Source organism: Nocardia alni (assembly GCF_019038435.1).
Lineage (GTDB): Bacteria > Actinomycetota > Actinomycetes > Mycobacteriales > Mycobacteriaceae > Nocardia > Nocardia alni.
This window is the reverse complement of sequence record NZ_JAGPOX010000001.1, coordinates 130,003-147,834: the sequence shown is the minus strand read 5'-3', so window position 1 is coordinate 147,834 and position 17,832 is coordinate 130,003. Positions and strand designations below refer to the sequence as shown.

Genomic DNA, 17,832 nt, shown 5'->3' with positions numbered 1-17,832 from the left:
AGTGACCATCAGATCAGCGCGCAGCAACCAGAAGTATCGGACAGTTCGTGGATAGACTCGGGCTCGTGCTTCCCGCCGCCGCCGATCAGGCCGGACCCCCTTCCCGGCAGGCCGAGTCGACCGCGCCGGATGCCGGGCTCGAGGCCCCCGAGACGGTGCCGATTCGGCCACTGGCCTTTCGCGAGCTATTGGATCTGCCGTTCGCGGTGATCCAGGCGGATATCCGGACGCTGGCCGCCTGCGCGATCGCCGGTCTCCTGGTGGCCGAGGGGCTGGTCGTGGTGATCAACGTGGCCGATTCCGCGCTGACGGACGGCACGGCCGCGGCCTCCGCGGTGTCGGCGATCGCCTCCACGCTGCTCATGGCCTGGCTGCTGCGCCTGTTCCTGCGCGGGATGACCGTGTCGATCGGGCTGGCCCGGATCGGCGGCCGGGCGATGTCGTGGCGGGCGGCGCTGGCGCAATGTCACCGCCGATTCGGCGCCCTGTTGGCAGATCAGCTGGTGTACACCGTTTTCGGCATCGCGATCCCGGCCGTGGGCACAGTCGTGCTTGTCATCGGACTGCTGGGCGCGACACCGCTGCTGGGGTGGCTGCGAGCCAGGCGGCTGACGGTGGCGCCCGTACTGTTCGCCGAGTCGGTGCCGTACCGTGATGCCGTGGGGCGGGCGAAAATCCTTGCCGTCGGGGCGGAATGGCGGCTCGCGTGGCTGTGGCTGGCACTGCGTGCGCTGCTGCTGATGCTGGTCGTGCCGCTGGTGGGCGCGGTGCTGTTCGTCGCGAACTTCTCCGGTACCCACCGCTGGGCGGTCGTCGTCCTGGCGACCACCGGCGCGCTGCTGATCGCGGCGTTCGCCGCGGTGATGGACGCGGCCGCGAGCGTGATCGGCTACGTGGATCGGCGCTGCCGCCGCGAGGGGTGGGATGTGCGAATTCCGGTTCCGACGAATCGAATCGCGCGGGCCGCGCGGTGACCGACGACGATCTCCCCGATCCGGGTCCGGTCCCCCCGATACCCACGCTGGGCCCGGCGCAGGCCCATCGCGCGGTAGCGGAGTCCGCGGCCCTGCACCACGACTTCACCACCGCGCTGCGGGAACGTTTTCGCGCGGTGGTCCGCGGTATGGAGCAGGGCGGCCTGCTCGAGGTGCGCCGGTCACGCACGGCGCGGGAAACCGCCGACCTCGCCGCGACCACCGTGCGGGCCACCGAACTACCGGATGCGGCACGGAGTTTCGACGAGGTCGTCTACGGCGGACGGCCCGCCGGCGAGGCCGAATATCGGCTCCTGGAACAGGCCGACCGCTATTCACTCGCGCCGCCGCCACCCGACGAACCCGTCGAGACCCCCACCGTCGAACGCCGTGCGCCGAGTTGGCGCGTGCCGCCGCTGCCGGATCTGCTGCGCGATCGCCGGTTCTGGGCCGTGGTCCTCGGCGCCCTGCTGATCGCACTGATCGTCTACCTGCTGCTGCATCTGTCGGGCGCGCCCAAGGCGCCTCCCCTGCCGCAGCGCCTTCCCCCCAACCCCGGCGAACCGCCGCCGCTGCCGCCGCCGACGATCACCGGCAGCGACTCGATCTTCGGGCGCCTGCCGCACTGGCTGGCCTTCGGTGGTCTGCAATGGCTCGTCTGCGCGGCGATCGTGGTGTGGTGGCGCGCCCGCCGCCGGGGCGCACTGGTCGGCGAGCCGCGACCGGTGCAGGTCGCGGCGAACGAGGTGCTCGCGGGCCAGGCCGCGCTGTACCGAAAATCCAAGGATTACAACCACGTCGTCGGCAAGTTGCGCACGGCTACGCTGCGCCGGATCCGGCCGGCGCTGAACCTGACCGCCGACGCGCCCCCCGACCGGGTGATCGCGGCGATCGCCGCGCGCATCGGCAGTGGAATTGGCACCGCCGCCGGTAGTGGATTTGGCGGCACCGCCGCTGGTGCGGACCCGCATCGACTGGGCGCGACACTGTTCGGACCCGCGGCCGACGACGGCGCCCTGGAAATGTATGCCGCGGAATTGGATCGGATCGAGCGAGAGATCGGATGACGGAGATCGCATGACACGGGCGGATACCGACCACACCCCCACCGCCCACGACGCCCTGCAGGCCCTGGGTGCGCTGCGCGCCGAGATCGGCAAGGCCGTCGTGGGCAACGACCAGGCCGTGATGTTCCTGGTGCTGGCCCTGCTGTGCCGCGGGCACGTATTACTGGAAGGCGTGCCCGGAGTGGCGAAGACGCTCCTGGTGCGGGCGCTGGCGATGGCGCTGGAACTGGAGCACGCCCGCGTCCAGTTCACCCCGGACCTGATGCCCGGCGATGTGACCGGGTCGCAGATCTACGATCCGCATTCGACCGAGTTCACCTTCCGCAGGGGTCCGGTGTTCACCAATCTCCTGCTGGCCGACGAGATCAACCGCACACCGCCGAAAACCCAGTCGGCACTGCTGGAATCGATGGAGGAGCGCCAGGTCTCGGTCGACGGGAAGCCGCGCCCGCTGCCGGATCCGTTCGTGGTGATCGCGACCCAGAACCCGATCGAGCAGGAGGGCACCTACCCACTGCCGGAGGCGCAGCTGGACCGGTTCCTGTTCAAGGTGGATATTCGCCTGCCCGAACGCGAGGACGAATTCCGTGTCCTGCAGCGCCATGCCGCCGGATTCGATCCGCGCGATCTGGCCGCCGCCGGACTGCGGCCGGTGGCCGGCGCTGCCCATCTCGCGGCCGCCCGGGCCGCGGTCGCCGAGGTCGTCGTCGCCGCGGAGGTGCTCGCCTACATCGTCGATCTGTGCCGGGCCACCCGCAGCTCACCGGCGGTACAGCACGGGGCATCCACCCGCGGCGCCACCGCGCTGCTGGCGGCCGCGCGGGCGTTCGCCTGGCTGAACGGCCGCGGCTACGTCACCCCGGACGACGTGAAGATCGTTGCGGTGGTGGTCCTTCGGCATCGGCTGCAGCTGCGTCCGGAGGCGGAGCTGGACGGGGTGACGGCCGAGGGCGTGCTGTCCTCGCTGCTGCTGTCGGTCCCGGTTCCGGTGTAGCGCAATGGTTGTCACCGGCCGGCTGGCCCTGGCCGCGGCCTTGGCCGCGGTGCTCGTCATGGTCGCGCTGCCCTCGTGGTACGGCGTCCTCGCGGTCAGTGCCGCACTGCTCGTGCTGCTCTGTGCCGATGCCGCGGCCGCGGGCGGTGCGGCGGGCCTCGAGCTGTCCCGTCCACCGCTCACCGCGGTGCGGGTCGGGCAGAGCGCCGCGGTCGAACTCACTGTGGTGAACCGGGGCGCCCGGACGATTCGCGGATACCTGTGGGACGACTGGCCCGACAGCGCCCACGCCGAGCACCGGATGCGCCGGCTGCGGCTGGGCCCGAACACGAAGACCCGCCTCACCACCGAACTCACCCCGGACCAGCGCGGCGACCGGGTGGCCGGGCCGGTGACGCTGCGGCTGCTGGGACCGCTGGGCCTGGCCGGACGCCAGGTCCGCCGCGACGTGCCGGCCCGGGTGCGCGCGCTCCCCGCGTTCCGCAGCGAGCGCGTACTGGCCTCGAAGGTCAGGCAATTGCGGCAGCTCGAGGGCCGCAATGTGATGAACCTCCGCGGTCAGGGCGCCGAATTCGATTCCTTCCGTGAATATGTCGCGGGCGACGACGTGCGCGCGATCGACTGGCGGGCCACCGCACGCGCGACCGACGTGCTGGTGCGCACGTGGCGGCCCGAACGCAACCGGCATGTGCTGATGCTGCTCGATACCGGACGATTCAGCGCCGGACTGGTCGGCGACGATACGCGCCTGGACGCCGGTATCGAGGCGGCGCTGCTGCTGGGCGGGTTGGCCGCGGCGGCCGGGGATACGGTCGCACTACTCGCCTACGACCGGCGGGTGCGTGCGGAGGTGAGCACCACCGGCGGCCGGGCATTGCAGCCCCGGCTCATGCACGCCCTGTCCGGTATCGTCCCCGCGCTGGTCGACACCGACACCGCGGGCCTGGTGCGTGCCGGGATCCAGCGCACCCGCCGACGCAGCCTGGTGGTGTGGTTCACCGGACTGGACGGCGCGATGGTCGAGGAGAACCTGCTGCCCGTGCTGCCGGTGCTGGCGGGGCGGCACCGGGTCCTGCTGGTCTCGGTGACCGATCCGGATATCGCCGCGGCCGCCGCCCGGCGCGACTCACCCGCCGACATCTACGCCGCGGCGGCCGCCGAAACCCTGCTCGCCGAGCGGTCCCTCGTCCAGGAGTCGCTGCGCCGCAAGGGTATCGATGTGGTCACCGCCGCGCCGGACCAGTTGCCCGAGGCCCTGGCCAACGAGTACCTGGAGTTGAAGCGCTCCGGCTCCATGTGAGACGGCGTTACGCGGGACGCTGCCAGCCCGCGTCGACCGGCGGCACGAACGGTGTCGGGGCCAGCGGCGCGCTCGCTACGAGAGCCGGTGCGGGCCACTGGGATCGCCGCGTGGTGAGCGTGCGTCGCTGCCGCTCGGAGATGAGCACACCCAGGATCTGCAACGGCGGATAGCCTGGGGGAGCCTCGATCCGCAACTGAGTGCACACAGCGGCGACCAGGGCACCGCCCAGGTGATGCTGGACCTCGGGGGTCAGGCCCGGGTATCGGGTCAGATATTGCCGCATCGGCAGCGCCAGATCCTCGGTCAGCCCGGACAGGTCCAGCTGCTGCGCCCAGCCCTGCAACCAGGGCGGCGCGACGGCCAAGGAGGGCAGCGGAATTCGGGCGCGATCGTGGACCACGACCGTCCCGGCGAGCACATCGCCCACCCTGCGCGCCCGCGGCGAGCACAGCGAGGTGAGCACCGCGACCGCGCCGAACCCGCCCAGGCTCCAGAAGTCCACGATCACCCAGCACAGGCCACGGGTGAGCGCGTGCCGGAAGTCGATGGGCCCGCCGTCCTCGCGCACCACCCGCAGGCCGAGCACGATCTTGCCGACGGTCCGCCCGCGGAACAGGGTTTCGCAGGTGATCGGATATCCGGCGACCACCGCGACGAATCCGACCAGCGACACCGTGGTGAGCCACGCGACATCCGGCTGGATCTGCACCAGCGCACCGGCGATCGCCGCCACCAGCGTCCATCCGACCGCCGCCTGCAGGAGCAGATCGATGAACATCGCGGCGGCCCGCGTCGGGATCCGCGCGATGGGCAGGTCGAGGGCCACTCCCTCGCCAGTGGTGAATACAGCCACGGTTCTAAAGTACTTGTCCGCCCAGAACACTCGGATGGGGCAGTAATTTAGCCTCATGGATGTCGACGCATACGCGTATACGCATCGGCCGGCCTGGGAGCGGCTGGATCAGCTGGCCCGCAAGCGGCGGCTGTCCGGTGTGGAGGCCGATGAACTGGTGGCGTTGTATCGGCGCACCTCACAGCAGTTGTCGCGATTGCAGTCGCATTCGCCGGATGCGGAGCTGATCGGGGGGCTGTCGGCGCTGCTGGCCCGGGCACGCGGGCGGGTGCTGGGGACGCGGGTCGATACCTGGCGGGCGGTCGGGCGGTTCTTCACGCATTCCTTCCCCGTGGCGGTCTATCGGGCGTGGCCGTGGTGGGCCGGCGTGGCGGCGGTGTTTCTGGGCGTCGCGACAGGACTGGGCGTGTGGATCGATAAGTTCGCTTCGGCACGCAGGATGATGGGCATGTCGGGGGATGTCAGCAGCCTTACCGCTCCGGGTGGGCGGTTCGAGACCTACTATTCCGAGCATCCGCACGACGCCTTCGCCGCGCAGGTGTGGACGAACAACGCCTGGGTCTCCGCGATCGCGCTGTTCACCGGGCTGCTCATCCTCCCTGCGGTGTACGCGCTGTTCATGAACGCGCTCAACGTGGGCATCTCGGGGGGCCTGATGGCCCATGCCGGGCGGTTGGACGCCTTCTTCGGATTCCTGCTCCCGCACGGAATGCTGGAGCTGACCGCGGTATTCGTGGCGGGGGGCGCGGGCCTGAAGCTAGGCTGGACGCTCATCGATCCGGGCCGCCTGCCCCGCGGCCGGGCCCTGGCCCGGCAGGGCCGTGCCTCGGCGACGGTGGCACTGGGCCTGGTGGCCGTGCTCGCGGTCTCCGGGACGATCGAGGGCTTCGTCACGCCGAGCGGCTGGCCCGCGCCGGTCCGGATCGGCATCGGTCTGCTTGCCGAGTTGGGCTTCCTGGCGTACGTCTTCGGTGTTGGCCGGCGCGGGGCGCGGGGATCGACAGTTACCACTGGGCGCACAGCCGGTTAACAGCGAGAAATTGACTTGCGGTGCGGGCCAGAGTGCCCGAGGATCGAGCCGGAGAATTTGAGAGCCACTGGCCGCAGCGAGTCCAGCTCAGCTGCGGCCAGCGTTACCGTCAACTCTACACAATCGTTATCGCGATGCAACCTCCTCTGCGCAGCTCAGCGGGCTGTGTCACAGCTCGAAAACGTTGATCTACCGCGGCGCCCCGCACCCGATGGCAAATACATAGCGTCCGGTCTGTGTGCGGCCGGGAGGAGTTCGACCGGCGATGTCCGGTCCATTCCGGCAGGCCGGATCCAGGTTTGCCGCATTCGCCCGGAAGGTCTCGACGGGAGGTTTGCCCAAACGCGGCATCCGCCGATTAGGTAAACACAAAAGTTGATGTCTACCTCGCTGTTTACCAAGGAGACATCGAATGTCCGCGCGGTTGCCGCTCGGTAAACAAACCTGAAGTCTGTTATATCCGGTTAATGCTTGATCGACGTACGGCAATAGGTGCTAAACGGTACGTGTTCACCCTATTACCCGCCCGTAGTCGTCGATTCGTGATCGTTTCGTACACGCCCGCAACCCTCCGCGCCGACCTCGACAACCCCCTACGCATCGATCGGAGTGCGGCGAAGATCACACCCTGGACTCGGACATGCACGGGCCCCTGTGAACGGCCCCGCGCAACGAGGCGGCCCGGCCGTGTCAGCCGATGCGCAGGATTCCGCTGAGCGTTCCCTGCAGGACCCGGTGATCTCGCGTGATCAACGGCGCGGTCTGCAATGGATCCTCGGCGATCGTCCCGGGCAGCGGACTGCGCGAGACGATGGCGCCGGTCTCGGCGTCGATGGCGGTGAATTCGAAACCGTCCAGTGGCGTGGTGTTCTCGTGCCCGACCCGCCCCACCGTATAGATGAGGCCGTCGGCGGCCGACAGGATCGGCACCGCCGAACTGCGCACCGGGCTGTCCCATATCGTGCGGCAGCCGTTCGCGCCCGCGTTCACATCCACCCGCGTCATACCGCCGGTGAACGGGGCCGTGGGCGGGACGGCCGGACCCGCCCCCTGCGGCAGCGTCGGATACGGATAGCCGTAGGTGCTCGCCACGACCACCGTGTGTCCCAGGCCGATCGGCGCGTTCTCGCTGCCGGGCCCGCCCCGGGTGAGGACCGGCTGCGAGCAGACCGGTTGCCCACTGCCGGAACGGAATACCAGCAGATGTGCGGCACCGGCCGCATTGTCGACGATGGCGACGTAGTCCGCGCCGGTATCCGGGCCGAAATACACCGGCGTCGATCCGGTGCCCCAGCTGAGCTGGCCGGGCTTGCGACCGGGTCCGCGATCGTAGGCATGGCGCCAGGCGACCTCGGGCCGGCCCGAACCGCCTGTGCGCAATTCGTAGAGCGCGTGGGTGGTCGCGACCGCGACGCGGCCGTCCGGGGTCGAGGAGATGCTGTTCTCCACCATCTCCCCGGCCCCGAGCGTGATCGCCGAGACCCGCCCCGGCGCGGTGTGGTTCGCGACCCGCCCGACGAGCGCGTGCTCGGTCGCGAACCACACCGCGCCGGTCGAATCCGGGACCAGGCCGACCACACTGTCACCCGCGGGCACGACGCCGGAGAGGTCCACCGAGGACGACACGCCGAGCGTCCATCGGCCCGCCGAATCGTGAGTGTGCGCGATCCGCAGCAGATGTCGATTGCCGTCGACGACCACGAGCCGATTGTCGTTGTCCAGGAAGGCGTATACGCCGCCGAGCAGACCGCCCTTGGTCAACTTCAGTGTGGCGGCGGTGATTCCGAACCCCGCCCGCCCGGTCGCGTGCGGATCGATGAGCTCGACCGTCGGCGCCCGGTCGGCGATCGCGGTGCACAGGGCGACCACCAGCCCGTCCGATCCCTGCAACAGCGTGGGGCAGGCGGCCGCCAGCGGATAGACCGTCGCGCCGACCGCTCGCGCACCCGGCCCCGCGAGCGGGGTGGCGTCGGAGGAGGCTGCGTCGGAGTGCATCGTCGCGGAACCCCGCGGCCCCAGCGCGGGATTCGGGGCGGCGAACGGCCCCCAGGCCGTGGTCGCGCTCGCGGGAGACGCCACCACGAGCACACCGGAGGCGCACATCGCGACCGTCCGCATCGTGCCGCGCAGGCGCCCGAAGGAACGTCGAATCATGCGGTGTACCTGCCCGTTCTACTCACGACTCCACCTCGCCGGCGCTCGGCTGTCCGGCCGTGATCGTGCCGTAGCCCGACGCAGACTACCCGACCTCAGTACCAGTGATGCGCCTGCCAGAACTGCCACGCCCGATCGGGGCTGCCGTAGCGCTCGTTCATATAGTCGTAGGTCCACCGGATCTGGGTCATCGGGTTGAACCGCCAGTCCGGCCCGTGCGTGGCCATCTTTTCCGGCGGAAGCGCCTGGCCGATACCGTAAGCCCCGCTGACCGGGTTGGTGGCGAAGATATTCCAGCCGCTCTCGCGCGTGACGATCTTGTCGAACGACGGAAACTGCGGCAGCGGCACGATCGTGAGCGCCGCGAGTCTGGCGCCGTCCCGGACGGCCGACATGGCCAGGCCGGCCGGTGTGACGATACCGTCGTCCATCAGGTCCTCGGCGATAGCCGGACCGGCGCATATCCATACAGCGGAGGCCGCGAGCACGACCGCGAGCATGCGTGGCATCGATAGCCCCTGTCCCGTACGAGCTCCTGCTTATTCAGCAAACTGTTAGTTATCCGCTCAGACTACAGAAGCTCCGATTACGGACGAAGCGGACGTGAGGCACTGACGTTGTACAGCTCTCCGCGCCACAGGCCGAGCAAGGGTGAGAGGTGACACGAACCCGCGCTTCCGGCAAGACAGGACCGTGGTGACAGCAACCCTGTAGCGTTCACACCGTGCCACACTTGGACTACGAGGGCGACGTCGCGATCCTTCATCTGGGTGATGCCCTGCTCACCGCCGACAGCGATCCCGAACATCGATTCCATCCCGAGTGGATGACCCGCTTGCACGGGTTGCTCGACGAGGTCGAGGCCGGGTGCGGTCCGCGCGCCCTGGTGACCGTCGGCGCGGGCAAGTTCTATTCGACCGGCGCCGATTTGAGCTGGGTCACCCGGCATCCGCGCGAAGCCGACACCTATCTCAGCCAGATCCAGCGGTTGTTCGCCCGGATACTGACATCCCCGGTGCCGACCGTCGCCGCCGTCCAGGGGCACGCATTCGGCGCGGGCGCCTTCCTGGCGATCGCGCACGACCGGATCATCATGCGCGAGGACCGCGGATACTTCTGCTTACCGGGCATCACGCTCGGCGCGGCCTACGCCCCCGGCACGGTGGCCTTGGCAACCTCACGACTGCCCTCGCGCGCCGCTCACGAGGCTCTGGTCACCGGTCGGCGATACCGGGGTTCGGAGGCGCTGACCCGGGGGCTGGTCGACGAACTCGCGTCCGAGCACGACATACTCGGCGCGGCCGTGGACGTCGTCGCACAGATCGCACATACCCGGGGGCAGGCCCTGGCGGACATCAAACACCAGATGTACGGCGATGTCGTTGCCCAACTGCGCACACCCGTGGCCGGTTACAACGAATTCGAACTGCAGCCGACGAACTGAGCCGTATCCCGAGAGGTCCAGGGGTGGGAGCGAAAACACGGCCGCCCGCTGAGCTACGACGAAGTCACGGAGCGAATGGTCGCCACCGGGTGCCGTATCTCTCCGCCATACCTGTCTCAGCTGCGATCGGGACGCCGCACGAATCCGTCCACCGCGGTCATCAACGCGTTGGCCCTGGAGTTCGAGGTGGATCCGTATTTCCTGCACGGTATGGACGGCGGGATCGATGACTGCGGATTGGTCGGCCGGGTGTCGGATCCGAGGCTGCGCAGGCTCGTTCGCACGGCGGTGGGGCTCTCGGACGGCTCTCAGACGCTGTTGATCGCGGTCGCGGACAAGCTACGACTGGCCGAGGACCTCAGCCATTCGACCGTGGATGTGTGATCGGGCGCCGCTCATTCGGTGCGGATGATCAGACCCGGATGGTCGTCGAGCACGCTGCTGAGCGGTTGTCCCAGCAGCACCGGTAGGTGGCCACACCCCTGGTCGAGCGGGGTGGAGTAGTTGATGATCGCGCTGTTGACGCCGAGCGCCTTGGTGCCCGCGAAGATCGGCCCCCCGCTGTCTCCCCGCTGGGCGCACACATCGGTGTAGAACATGTCCTGGACCGTGACGACGTCTGTGCCATGGCCCGGCACTCCGCGCAGGAAGCCCTTCTGGCCCACGGTCAGGACGGTCCCGCAGGAGTAGCCGGACCTGAACCCGGATTTGCAGACCGGCTGTCCGACAACCGGTTTCGCGACCCCATCGATCCGCAACAGGTCCTGGTCGGCATCCTTGCCGGTGGTATCGACAGCGGGAGCGCTCGACGTCGTGGCGGCGGAGGACGATCGTAAACCACTACTGCCCGCCAGCGGCCGTGTACCACTGCTGCCCGCGGGCGGCCGTATGCCGCTACTGCCGGCCGCGGGCGCCGGTGACGCCAACCGCCGGGTCGACACGAGGTTGTTCTGGAATCGGGAAGCGACCGAGTCATCTACGCGCACGATCGAATAGTCGTGCGGCCCCAGCTCGGAGAACTCGAAACGACCGAGTTCCCGACCGCGCCGCCCACCGGCGCCCTCGTAGACCCGCGGGGCCTGCTTGGTCTTGGCGGCGGGTTCGACGAGATTGTTGGGATCGCAATGCCCGGCGGTGATGTTGACCGTGTGGCCGTCCGCGTCCGTCCCGTTGAACCCGAACGAGCACTTGTGCGTCCGACCCGCGAGTTCGATGGCGAACGGCTCGCCGCCGACGACATCGTCATCGTCGGGACCGACGTCCGCGATCACCTGTGCGGTGGCGGGGTTGCCGTCGGGCCGGGCCTCGGGCATGACCGCCGACACCGACCGGACCGGCCCCACATCGGCGGGCACCCGAATATCCTTCGCCACGGTCACCTCGAGGCTGTCATGAGCCTCATCGATGCCATAACCGACGATCGAGTCGGTCACCGAGGCGTTCTGACCGGCCAGCCAGTGCTCGAACGCGGCGCGCCGGCCATCGAGCGCGGCCTCGCTCTCGGTCACGGTCTCCACCGTGAATCCGGCCTGATCCGCGGCCGCACGCGCGTCGTCGGCGTCCTCGCCGTCGACGAGGGAGACGACCGGCCGGATACCGTCCATCCGCACGCCCGCGAAGATCGCCGGGTAGGCACGACGGGCCACGTCGCCGAACTCGGCCAGCCGCTGTGCGGTCGTCGAGCGCGCGAGATAGTCGTCGGCGTCGATACCCAGGTCGCGCTGCACCGCCTCCACCAACCCCGGCGGTAACGCGGGCCCGCCGGACTGCGGGGCCGCCGCGGCCGGATCGGCTACCGTCCCGGCCACCACCAGTACCGCACAGCAGCCGAGAGTCACTCGCCGCGCGCTGATTCCGAACTCCATCGAATCGCCTCCTCAGCGAACGATCCACATCTGCGGCCGGATCGGGAAGCCGAAGACAGTTCAGCCAAGCGAAACACGACCTTGCCAGAGTCATCTGCCGAGTCGGTGGACAACACACCGAGTTCCGTCGACAGAAATGGACCCCATATACAGCAGCTCATTCCGGAAAAACGGCCTGCTCCACACCCGTCCGAGACGAACCGCCGCGTCGACCGGCGCTCTCCTCGATAAGCTGAATATTAGGTTTGCTGATCGGATGCCCAAGATCTTCATCATCTCGTGATACCGCAATAGATTTCGCCGCGGGCATACGACCGAACGATCACGGCCACCGATTCTCCACCGGCTGGTTACCGGGTTCTTCCGACCACCTCGACTACCATCTTCGCGGTCTGAGCCCGAAGCAATCTGTCGAACTATTAGAAGGATGGATTCATGAGGTTGGTCAATGCCCGGTCCGCGATCGCCGCAGTCGCGATCGGCGGGTTCGCTGCGGGCACCGTATTGATCGGGGCGGGATCCGCCTCCGCCGATGTGATGGATGATGTGCTGCCACTACTGGTATCCACCTGCTCTTTCTCTCAGATCGACGCCGCCCTGCACGACGCGGCGCCCGACGCGGCCGCCCGGCTCGACGCCTCTCCCCTGCAGAAGTCGGTGCTGCGGTTCACGTTCAACCAGCCGGCGGACAAGCGTCAGGCGATGTTCGGCCCACTCGCCGAGAAGCGTCTGCGCCTGGGCGCGGCAACCGGCGATCAGCAAGGCGCCGGAGCCGTGAATCCGAAGGCCGACACCGAGCTGCGCAAGGTTGTCGACACCTGCCACAACTACGGATCGACCTCCTGACAGCGCATTCTTATTTCGGGCAATTGTCCAGAATCGAGAGGATTGCCAGAAATTTTCCGACACGCCGCGACGGATCATCTGCAACACCATGTTGCTTGGCATGATCGCTGCTGCTAGTCAAACACTCAGAACATCACAGGAGGAACAATGCTTCTGCCAGTTGTTGGCAGTGCCGCTGGTCTGGCCGTCGCCGCTCTCGGTGTGATCGCGGGCATCATCATCGCCGTGATCTGACGATGCAATAACGAATGCGGGCCGGGTTCTCTTCGTGCGAGAGCCCGGCCCGTATTTCAGCTTCATGCTCGAAAAAAACACTATCAGGAGGATGAATGCTGCTCCCCGGCGTTGGAAGTGCAATCGGCCTGGCCGTCATAGCCACGGCGACGATCGCTGGCATCATCATCGCAGTGCTCTAGTCGCTGCGGACGAAATACGGGCCGGACGCTGAGCGAAGCGTCCGGCCCGTATTTTTATGTCAGGCCCAAGCCGTGCGCGAGCACCGGCCACGAACGTTTCAACTCGTCCTGCCAATAGCCCCAGGAATGCGTGCCCGCCGCCGGATGATAGGTCACCGGAATACCCAGGCGGCCGAGTTTGGCCACCAGGTTCCGGGTGCAGTAGTTGGTGGCCGATTCGATGAGGCCACCGATGAATACCTGATCGGCGAGACCACTCACACCGGGCAGCGCATGCGACCCGTTCAGCGTGTCGTATCTACCCGGCAGGCCGTTGCCCGAAGACAGATAGAGGCCGAGCCCCCGCAGCTTGTCGGCGTGCAGGTACGGATCGTTTGCCGCCCATTCGGGCGAGTCGGCCGGGCCCCACATGTTGTCGGCGTTGCCGCCACCCCATGCCACCGCGACCTTCACGAACCTGGACCCGATCGGATCGCTGGTCTGCGCACAGCCGCTGTAGGCGGCCGCCGCCCGGTACAGACCGGGCTTGGCGATCGGCAGGTCCAGCACGGTGGTCGCGGAGGTGGAGATGCCGGCGATGGCATTGACACCGTTCGTGCGCAGCGCCCTGTTCATCAGCGGCGGCAATTCCTCGGTCAGGTAGGTCCGCCACCTGTTCCGGCCGAGTACCGGATCGTCCCTGTTCCAGTCCGTGTAGTAGCTGAATTTGCCACCGATCGGGGTGATGAGGTTGACGTCCTTGTCCGCCATGAACTTCCGCGCGTCGCTCTGCTCGTCCCAGGAGGCTCCGTCCTGACCGCCGCCGGCGCCGTTGAGCAGATACAGACTCGGACGCGGATCGGAGGTATCCGCCGGCCGTTCGACCTCCACGGGATAGACATGGTTCATCGCCGCGGAGTACACGTTGATACGGATATTCCGGTCATCGATCTTCTCGACTCCCTCGATCCGTGACCCGTCTTCGGACACGGCATCGGTGGCGATCCTCGAGGGGATCGGACCGGCTGTGGCGACCGTTCCGGCGAAGGCCGTACAACCGAATATGGCGGCGGCCGTGAGCATGGCTACGGACCGTATATGGCGCGATTCGAGAGCGCCTGTAATTACACCCCTTTTCATACTCAAGCTTTTAACACCGAATTTTCTCGCCGGTGCGCAACGACACGGCATTCGGTCGGGGATTACCGTAAAAAGGCCGTCCACCACGCCGACACACCCATTCCGATACGCATTGAAACGACGGCGACCCGGACTTTTCTGGCATGCTGAGCCCGTGATCGGATCGCAGGAGCAGATAACGTATACCGTCGAGGTTTCCCGCGCGGGCGACTTTTATGCGCCCTGGTGGCGTATCGGCAATATGGGATCCCCGGCGCAAGTGGCCGCCGCACTGCGCGAACTCGCCGTCCGCATCGATCGCGAACTCGATCCGTATCCGAACGGCTGGTGCCGGCACCGATACGAGATGCACGACTACGACGGCGTACTGCTCGAGCACTTCACCGGCCCGGTGCGGCTGTGCGAGATAACCCTGAAGCTTCGCGCCGCCGCCACTCGCGCGGAACGCGTCACACTCCTGGATCTGGGTTGCCCGAGCGCCATGTGGTCATGATCATCGTTCTTGTGGGCGAAGGGGGACTTGCGCCCCTTCTCACGGCATCCGTGCCACGCTTACATGTTCGAATGCTTCGAATATGCCCCGCTGGTGCCGGTGGTGTCAAGCCGCCCGCATCTCGCGATCGGGAGGCACTACATGTCGTGCCCGATCCCATGAGGGCGTCGAAGAGCGCCGTCCCAATATCTCAACCCTGCTGCTCAGGAGACCCCCCCCCCTTGTTTTTCGGGGTCCGGTGTGTCCGGCGGCAACAAGTAGGCAGCTCCGGCGACGTCGGCCAATACCTTGGCCAACTGCGCCAAAGTAGTCCGTGCCTCCGCCAGTGAAGCCCGCAGTTCAGGCAGCCGGTCCCAGTCACGCTCGTGTTGCACCGGGTCGACGGCGTCGGGGCGTTTCGCTTCCCATGCCGCGAGAGCGGGATGCCACTTCGCCAGTAACGGCCGGAGCGCACCGTTGAGTACACCCACCGCGAGGCCGCCGAAAGTAACCGCATCGGCACGCCCGAGCGGGGCGACCTCAGGACCGTACTTTCGGAGGATCTCACGTGTACTGGCAAACAGGCTGTACATGCTGGTGAGTGCCTCCCGGATGAGGCCCTCGTCCGGCTGCAATTCGACCACGGTCACGCGGGTGATCAGCTCAACGTACAGTTCCCACGCAGCACGCCGCTCGGCATGAACAGGCTCCCACGTGCCAGCGATCTCGCCGAGGAACGGCATACGAACCTTCACACTGACCTGTTTAGGCTGGAGTGACCGTGTCCGGCGACGAAATCGCATCAGAACCCGCCCTGTTCGATCAGCGACCGAGCACCTGCCGACTCCGCCAGTTGATCGGCCACCGCGGTCAGCCGTTGCCGAACTTGCTCCAGATCAGCACGCAAGGCCCGGGCCTCGGGCCAATTACGTTCGCGCTCGACCGGTCCACTACCAAGACTTTCATTGGCCAAGGCCGCCGCTAGCCGTCCTCGCCAGCGAGCCAGAAACAGACCGATCGTTTCTTCGATCACGAATGCGGCCGGTTGGAATGTGCAGGCGCCAGCACTGGCGTCATGTGGCCCGTGCTCTCGCATGACCTGCCTGGTCCGTGTCACGACGACGTCAAGGCTGGCGAGCGCCTCGGTCAGGAGCCCCTGCCCCTCGGGTAGCGGCGCCACCGAGATACGGGTGGCCAGCTCGACGTGCAGCTCCCACGCTGCATGTTGGTCATCGACCAGACTGGTAGTACCTGAGATCGCCCGTGTCACAGACGAATGATATCGGTCGGGTAGGCTCCGATGACGATGACCGGGGTATGGGACGTATTTCTGAGTTATTCGCGCTCGGATGCCGACTCTGCACTGCGTATCGGCCACGCACTCGGTGCTGCGGGCTTGCGGGTCTTCTGGGATACAGCAGGCGTGCAGCCGTTCCAGTCGATCTCCGACACCATTCTCGCGGCCCTCGGCGACGCGAAGGTTGTGCTGGCCTACTACTCTGCCGACTACCCTGCGCGCTACGCATGTCAGCACGAGCTGACGTTGGGATTTCTGGCTGGTCAGCGCGAGGGCGACCCTCGTCGGCGTGTACTGGTCGTGAATCCAGAATCTACCGTGGAGCATATCCGGCCGGTCGAGCTCCGCGACGCACGGCATGTGTCCGCGCCGACCCGTGACATCGACTACCGCAGACTGGCTGCCAGTGTGGCCGAACATGTTTCCACGATCACCGAGACCATCGCCGAGATCACCGCGCCGGAACCAGCCCACTGGCTATCGGTTCCCGCACAACCTTCGGCGACCAGCTTCGCCGGGCGGTTTCCGCAACTCTGGCAATTACATTCGGCACTGCATCGCCATCGCGCGCGGCTCACCAGCCGCCAAGGTGGACGCGTGGCTGTGGTCCACGGTCTCACCGGTATCGGTAAGTCCCGTCTCGTTCTCGAGTACGTTCACCTTTTTCAGTCTGCATTCCCAGGCGGCATCGGATGGCTGAACGCCGATCAGGACGATCCGCTGCCGCGCCTTCGTAGCAAGCGCGACCGCATGGCCAGAACGATGCGACTGGGCACTACTCGACTCGATACAGGTGTGGCAAGGCACCCCTATCTCTGGGTGTTCGATAACATTCCCCCAGGGCTTGGCATCGAAGACCTGCGTGAGTTGTTCAGCCTGGACAACATCGGATACACCGTGGTCACCAGCACCGATCGTCGCTACATCGCACTGGGCGGTGCGGTAACCGTCGGGCCGCTTTCGCCTGCGGACGCCGGAGTCCTGCTGCCCATCCCATGGCACCATGCAAACCCAGGCGTCGTGGATCGGGTCATCGACACGGCCAGCGGCCACCCCGAGGTCCTCAACATCCTGGCGAACGCCGACAGCGCCGCGGCCGCACTTGGCGAACTACATGCCGGCAATCCCGGCCTCATGCACCTCGCCCAGCGCATAGTCGATGCTGTCGACCGCAGTGCGGAGGTCGACCTCAGGATCGTCCACGATGTGCTTCGGGCTGCGGCGGTCCTCGAGCCGACGCCGGCCGACCTTGATCACTTGGCGGCCGTTATCGGGGAACTTCACGGTCTCACCACCTCCACCGCCCGTCGCACCGTCGCGGCGGTGGTACATCTTCTGATCACCGTGTCAGTGATCGAGCCGATCACCAACAACAGAATCCAGCTCTCGCCCTTGATCGGCCACCTGACTCGAACTCTGGACTCGGACGCCATCCGCCAGGCCGAGATCCGCTCCGCAACGCTCAAACTGCTGCCGACAACGCCCGCACGCCGACGGCGCCGCACCCCCGACAGTGCCCGACTGCGGCGTGCCGCCTGGGCTCTGCAAGTCGAACTGGCACACCGAGTTTCGGTTCTCCGGCGACCCGAGATTGGGCTTCGTGAGACGCTCGCGCCGTTGTACTCGCTGGTGGAATTCGTCCGCAGCGTCCTGATCGATGGCGGGCCGGAGCAACACACTCGTCCTGTACAGGAGATTGGAATCGCGCTGATCACCGGGCATCTTCGGCCGATCCTGACGCGATGGCATCCGGAGCTGCTGAACTACGAGTTCGCGCGGCCGATCGACCGCGACCCGTATGCATACGAGCGGGAATGGATCCAGGCTGACGAACTACGCAAAGCACTGATCGGGCTTCGAGCACCACTGACCGAAATGCTCCGCAACCTCGGCAAGATCACGGGCAGCGACCACGGCATGATGGCACTCGGCGCGGGCGACTAGGCATCACACCGACGAGGACCTGGCGTTGCTGCTGGTCGACGAACGACTGCATGC

General features: G+C 67.1%; 17 protein-coding genes. 10 read left to right on the top strand and 7 right to left on the bottom strand.

The annotated features are described in order from the left end of the window. Nucleotides 1-65 precede the first annotated feature (65 nt). From JZ791_RS44630 to JZ791_RS00640, 4 genes are read left to right on the top strand one after another with little or no spacing between them, the layout of a single operon-like run. Nucleotides 66-974 (top strand): hypothetical protein, encoded by a 909-nt coding sequence (locus JZ791_RS44630; RefSeq protein WP_254204990.1) that lies wholly within the window; start codon nucleotides 66-68, stop codon nucleotides 972-974. Then, complete coding sequence (locus tag JZ791_RS00650) at nucleotides 971-2,041, top strand: DUF4129 domain-containing protein (RefSeq protein WP_308162678.1); 1,071 nt, start codon at nucleotides 971-973, stop codon at nucleotides 2,039-2,041. The genes JZ791_RS44630 and JZ791_RS00650 overlap by 4 nt, the downstream gene beginning before the upstream one ends. A gap of 10 nt (nucleotides 2,042-2,051) precedes the next feature. Beyond that, on the top strand, nucleotides 2,052-3,035 hold the full coding sequence (locus JZ791_RS00645; protein WP_216892090.1) for an AAA family ATPase: 984 nt from the start codon (nucleotides 2,052-2,054) through the stop codon (nucleotides 3,033-3,035). A 4-nt stretch (nucleotides 3,036-3,039) separates the two neighbouring features. Beyond that, a complete protein-coding gene (locus tag JZ791_RS00640) occupies nucleotides 3,040-4,335 on the top strand; it encodes a DUF58 domain-containing protein (RefSeq protein ID WP_216892089.1) in 1,296 nt (431 codons plus the stop codon). A 7-nt stretch (nucleotides 4,336-4,342) separates the two neighbouring features. On the opposite strand, the gene JZ791_RS00635 is transcribed toward JZ791_RS00640, so the two are convergent. Then, complete coding sequence (locus tag JZ791_RS00635; protein ID WP_216892088.1) at nucleotides 4,343-5,191, bottom strand: RDD family protein; 849 nt, start codon at nucleotides 5,189-5,191, stop codon at nucleotides 4,343-4,345. A gap of 55 nt (nucleotides 5,192-5,246) precedes the next feature. On the opposite strand from JZ791_RS00635, the gene JZ791_RS00630 reads away from it, so the two are divergent. Beyond that, nucleotides 5,247-6,221 carry a stage II sporulation protein M gene (locus tag JZ791_RS00630; RefSeq protein ID WP_216892087.1) on the top strand — a complete coding sequence of 325 codons (975 nt, stop codon included), beginning with the start codon at nucleotides 5,247-5,249 and terminating at the stop codon, nucleotides 6,219-6,221. A gap of 690 nt (nucleotides 6,222-6,911) precedes the next feature. Here JZ791_RS00630 and JZ791_RS00625 read toward each other — a convergent pair. Next, nucleotides 6,912-8,375 carry a hypothetical protein gene (locus JZ791_RS00625; protein ID WP_438804470.1) on the bottom strand — a complete coding sequence of 488 codons (1,464 nt, stop codon included), beginning with the start codon at nucleotides 8,373-8,375 and terminating at the stop codon, nucleotides 6,912-6,914. A 95-nt stretch (nucleotides 8,376-8,470) separates the two neighbouring features. Beyond that, on the bottom strand, nucleotides 8,471-8,884 hold the full coding sequence (locus tag JZ791_RS00620) for an aggregation-promoting factor C-terminal-like domain-containing protein (RefSeq protein WP_216892086.1): 414 nt from the start codon (nucleotides 8,882-8,884) through the stop codon (nucleotides 8,471-8,473). A 215-nt stretch (nucleotides 8,885-9,099) separates the two neighbouring features. Between JZ791_RS00620 and JZ791_RS00615 the strand changes: the two genes are divergently transcribed. Beyond that, a complete protein-coding gene (locus JZ791_RS00615; RefSeq protein WP_216892085.1) occupies nucleotides 9,100-9,819 on the top strand; it encodes an enoyl-CoA hydratase/isomerase family protein in 720 nt (239 codons plus the stop codon). 75 nt (nucleotides 9,820-9,894) lie between these two features. After that, entirely contained in the window at nucleotides 9,895-10,203 is a 309-nt protein-coding gene (locus tag JZ791_RS00610) for a helix-turn-helix domain-containing protein (protein WP_216892084.1), read from the top strand. Between the two features lie 11 nt (nucleotides 10,204-10,214). On the opposite strand, the gene JZ791_RS00605 is transcribed toward JZ791_RS00610, so the two are convergent. After that, nucleotides 10,215-11,684 carry a S1 family peptidase gene (locus tag JZ791_RS00605; protein ID WP_216892083.1) on the bottom strand — a complete coding sequence of 490 codons (1,470 nt, stop codon included), beginning with the start codon at nucleotides 11,682-11,684 and terminating at the stop codon, nucleotides 10,215-10,217. A 435-nt stretch (nucleotides 11,685-12,119) separates the two neighbouring features. Between JZ791_RS00605 and JZ791_RS00600 the strand changes: the two genes are divergently transcribed. Continuing rightward, nucleotides 12,120-12,530 carry a hemophore-related protein gene (locus JZ791_RS00600; RefSeq protein ID WP_216892082.1) on the top strand — a complete coding sequence of 137 codons (411 nt, stop codon included), beginning with the start codon at nucleotides 12,120-12,122 and terminating at the stop codon, nucleotides 12,528-12,530. Nucleotides 12,531-13,000: 470 nt separating this feature from the next. Here the strand turns inward: JZ791_RS00600 and JZ791_RS00595 are convergent, their stop codons facing one another. Further along, nucleotides 13,001-14,008, bottom strand: a complete 1,008-nt coding sequence (locus tag JZ791_RS00595) for an alpha/beta hydrolase (RefSeq protein WP_216892081.1) — start codon at nucleotides 14,006-14,008, stop codon at nucleotides 13,001-13,003. Between the two features lie 211 nt (nucleotides 14,009-14,219). On the opposite strand from JZ791_RS00595, the gene JZ791_RS00590 reads away from it, so the two are divergent. Next, nucleotides 14,220-14,558 (top strand): hypothetical protein, encoded by a 339-nt coding sequence (locus tag JZ791_RS00590; RefSeq protein WP_216892080.1) that lies wholly within the window; start codon nucleotides 14,220-14,222, stop codon nucleotides 14,556-14,558. A gap of 203 nt (nucleotides 14,559-14,761) precedes the next feature. On the opposite strand, the gene JZ791_RS00585 is transcribed toward JZ791_RS00590, so the two are convergent. Beyond that, nucleotides 14,762-15,292 carry a hypothetical protein gene (locus JZ791_RS00585; protein WP_216892079.1) on the bottom strand — a complete coding sequence of 177 codons (531 nt, stop codon included), beginning with the start codon at nucleotides 15,290-15,292 and terminating at the stop codon, nucleotides 14,762-14,764. A gap of 47 nt (nucleotides 15,293-15,339) precedes the next feature. Beyond that, a complete protein-coding gene (locus JZ791_RS00580; RefSeq protein WP_216892078.1) occupies nucleotides 15,340-15,807 on the bottom strand; it encodes a hypothetical protein in 468 nt (155 codons plus the stop codon). Nucleotides 15,808-15,843: 36 nt separating this feature from the next. Here JZ791_RS00580 and JZ791_RS00575 point away from each other — a divergent pair, with 36 nt between their 5' ends. Beyond that, nucleotides 15,844-17,778 carry a TIR domain-containing protein gene (locus JZ791_RS00575; RefSeq protein WP_216892077.1) on the top strand — a complete coding sequence of 645 codons (1,935 nt, stop codon included), beginning with the start codon at nucleotides 15,844-15,846 and terminating at the stop codon, nucleotides 17,776-17,778. Nucleotides 17,779-17,832 lie beyond the last annotated feature (54 nt).

Excerpts from the sequence above, each read along its gene's own strand:
- JZ791_RS00605 (WP_216892083.1), bottom strand. The coding sequence starts at position 11,684 with ATGGAGTTCGGAATCAGCGCGCGGCGAGTGACTCTCGGCTGCTGTGCG.
- JZ791_RS00575 (WP_216892077.1), top strand. The coding sequence starts at position 15,844 with ATGACCGGGGTATGGGACGTATTTCTGAGTTATTCGCGCTCGGATGCC.
- JZ791_RS00595 (WP_216892081.1), bottom strand. The coding sequence starts at position 14,008 with ATGCTCACGGCCGCCGCCATATTCGGTTGTACGGCCTTCGCCGGAACG.
- JZ791_RS00645 (WP_216892090.1), top strand. The coding sequence starts at position 2,052 with ATGACACGGGCGGATACCGACCACACCCCCACCGCCCACGACGCCCTG.
- JZ791_RS00600 (WP_216892082.1), top strand. The coding sequence starts at position 12,120 with ATGAGGTTGGTCAATGCCCGGTCCGCGATCGCCGCAGTCGCGATCGGC.
- JZ791_RS00610 (WP_216892084.1), top strand. The coding sequence starts at position 9,895 with ATGGTCGCCACCGGGTGCCGTATCTCTCCGCCATACCTGTCTCAGCTG.
- JZ791_RS00630 (WP_216892087.1), top strand. The coding sequence starts at position 5,247 with ATGGATGTCGACGCATACGCGTATACGCATCGGCCGGCCTGGGAGCGG.
- JZ791_RS00640 (WP_216892089.1), top strand. The coding sequence starts at position 3,040 with ATGGTTGTCACCGGCCGGCTGGCCCTGGCCGCGGCCTTGGCCGCGGTG.
- JZ791_RS00620 (WP_216892086.1), bottom strand. The coding sequence starts at position 8,884 with ATGCCACGCATGCTCGCGGTCGTGCTCGCGGCCTCCGCTGTATGGATA.
- JZ791_RS00625 (WP_438804470.1), bottom strand. The coding sequence starts at position 8,375 with ATGATTCGACGTTCCTTCGGGCGCCTGCGCGGCACGATGCGGACGGTC.